We start from the raw sequence: 2,059 nt of genomic DNA on the forward strand, positions 1-2,059 counted from the left end.
GGCTGGGGTTGCGGCGCGGGCGCGGGGGTGGCCCCGGGCCGGTCGACGAGGCGGCCGATGGTGCCGAGGTCGAGGATCGTCATCGCGGGTCACCGCCCTCGGCGGTGTGGCGGGCCAGCATCGCGGCGTAGCTCTCCACGCCCGCGCACTCGTGGTTGTTGCTGCGGTCGAAGACCTTCTGCGCGTCGCCGCGCCCCTGGCTGGCCCACCCGCAGTGCTTGCAGGTGACGCGGGCCGTGCTGCCACTGGAGAAGGTGAACAGGCGGCGCTTCATCGCGTTGCCTCCCAGCGGGTGGGCGGGGCCATGTCAGCGACCAGCGCCGCGTGGGCCGTCTCGATGTCGTGGGCGACGGCCTGCCGGACCTCGATCTCTTCGTCGATGAGGTGCCGGCACTTCGCGGCGATCACGCCGGGCAGGGCCGCCCAGTACGCCTCGGTGGCCTTGACCACGTCGTCGGTGGCGTTGGTGAGCTGGGCGCGCAGGTCGGCGAAGTTGTTCGCCTTGATCGCGGCGCTCACCGGGTCACCGCCTTGTAGGCCACGATCAGGGCGTCGTGCGCCCGGCTCTGAATCCCCTCGACGTCAAGCCCGCTGTCCCAATCGAGGCACCCGGCGGCGATGACGTTCTCCACGGCGAGCAGCAGGTTGGCCTGCAACTGCTCCGGGTTGAGGGCCACAGCGGTGTCGGTCTCGGAGGCCGGCCACTCGGCGCGGGGCAGCTCGACCGCGCCGTGCGACTCGATCTCGGTCCGCTCGTCGGCCCGGTACTGAAAGGACCACCGGTTGCCGAAGTACGCGAGCATCTCGGCGCGGGCCTCGTCGTAGCTGCCGGCGATGACGACGTACTTGCCGTCGTGCTCCTGGCCGGACCCGAAGGTGAAGATCCACGCCTCGGGCTGGTTCTCGGTGTCGGCGACCTGGCGCTCCGCCTTCTCGCGGATCAGGCGGGCGTTCCAGTGCTCACCAGGGCGCTCGGTGCCGTTGGGCATGGCGCGGGTGTCGGGCTGGGTGGGGGCGTTCGGTTCGTTGGTCACGTACTCTGTCCCTTCGGTATGGCGGCCCCGCGGCTCTGGGATGGGTAGCGGGGTCGCGCTGTGTCCGGGCCCGGGTGGGCACCGGGGCGGAACTAGGCGGCGTCAGCCGCGGTGTCGTGCTCGGCCTGGCGGGTCAGCGCCTCGTCGCGCACGGGACCGAGCAGCGCGACCATCTGGTCGACCTGCCGGTCGGTGAGCGGCGGGAAGTCCGCGACTGCGGCGGCGCCGGCGGCGAGGATCTGCTCCTCAGTGCGCAGCGGGCCGGTCATCGGATTTCGGCCTTGAAGAAGCGGTTGAGCGAGTCGGGGCTGTCCGGGTCGCTGAGCTTGATCAGGACAGCGGCGATGAACTTCGGTGAGGGCTGTTCGAGGCCACGGGTGACCTTCGAGTACGAAGCCCGGGAGACGCCGAGGAACCCGGCCTTGTCGGCCTGCGTCTCGTAGCCGCGCTCCTTGACGGCTGCGTCAAACGCCACCGCGTCGAAGATCAGTACCGGCCTACCGGTTTGTTCGTTCACGAAAGTTACGCTAGTGCTGTTCGAGTAAGAACACAAGCACTCGATCGGTTCTTTTTCGAACGGGCTACAGGTCAGATAGCCTGTCGCCTATGACTGCCGCTCCCGCCACGGCGCACGTCGCTGCCCGCCCCCACCAACCAGCCCCGATCTACAGAGGCGTAGCTAGCGTTCGTTCTCGAAATCCCCTAGGCTCGGTTCCCGTGGACGCAGCCTGGGATCACGACGCCTTCTACCGCAACGTGGTCGCGCGGGCCAAGAGCCTGGGCGTCGCGAACTCCACCGCCGAGCTGGCACGCGCCGTCGGCATCGGCCACGGCATGTTGTCGAAGTGGTACCGGGGCCAGGAACGACCCACCCCCAAAAGCCTTCAGAAGCTCTCCGACGTCCTGACGCTCCCCGAGGAACGCGCCGTCGGGAAGTCCGCCTACACCGAACTGATGGTCCTCGCCGGACATCTCCAGCCGCACCAGGTCGGCCTCGCCGAAGCCCCCGCCCCTCCCCCGATCGT

General features: G+C 69.3%; 6 protein-coding genes. 1 reads left to right on the plus strand and 5 read right to left on the minus strand.

Going from position 1 to position 2,059, the window contains the following annotated elements:
* Window positions 1–79 precede the first annotated feature (79 nt).
* The 5 genes from DKT68_RS00775 to DKT68_RS00790 all read right to left on the minus strand — a co-directional run bounded on the left by DKT68_RS00775 (window position 80) and on the right by DKT68_RS00790 (window position 1,551).
* Window positions 80–274: a hypothetical protein gene (locus DKT68_RS00775; RefSeq protein ID WP_109815517.1), complete on the minus strand. Its 195-nt coding sequence runs from the start codon at window positions 272–274 to the stop codon at window positions 80–82.
* Window positions 271–519, minus strand: a complete 249-nt coding sequence (locus DKT68_RS00780) for a hypothetical protein (RefSeq protein WP_109815518.1) — start codon at window positions 517–519, stop codon at window positions 271–273. Before DKT68_RS00780 ends, DKT68_RS00775 begins: the two co-directional genes overlap by 4 nt.
* A complete protein-coding gene (locus tag DKT68_RS00785; protein WP_109815519.1) occupies window positions 516–1,034 on the minus strand; it encodes a hypothetical protein in 519 nt (172 codons plus the stop codon). The genes DKT68_RS00780 and DKT68_RS00785 overlap by 4 nt, the downstream gene beginning before the upstream one ends.
* Before the next feature lie 92 nt (window positions 1,035–1,126).
* Window positions 1,127–1,303, minus strand: coding sequence for a hypothetical protein (locus DKT68_RS31035; RefSeq protein WP_161556600.1), 177 nt, complete (start codon window positions 1,301–1,303; stop codon window positions 1,127–1,129).
* Window positions 1,300–1,551 carry a helix-turn-helix domain-containing protein gene (locus DKT68_RS00790; protein WP_109815520.1) on the minus strand — a complete coding sequence of 84 codons (252 nt, stop codon included), beginning with the start codon at window positions 1,549–1,551 and terminating at the stop codon, window positions 1,300–1,302. The genes DKT68_RS31035 and DKT68_RS00790 overlap by 4 nt, the downstream gene beginning before the upstream one ends.
* A 200-nt stretch (window positions 1,552–1,751) precedes the next feature.
* Here DKT68_RS00790 and DKT68_RS00795 point away from each other — a divergent pair.
* On the plus strand, window positions 1,752–2,059 hold a 308-nt coding region (locus DKT68_RS00795; RefSeq protein WP_161556601.1), incomplete at its 3' end, for a helix-turn-helix domain-containing protein.

Origin of the sequence: Micromonospora acroterricola, assembly GCF_003172955.1 — a bacterium.
GTDB lineage: Bacteria > Actinomycetota > Actinomycetes > Mycobacteriales > Micromonosporaceae > Micromonospora > Micromonospora acroterricola.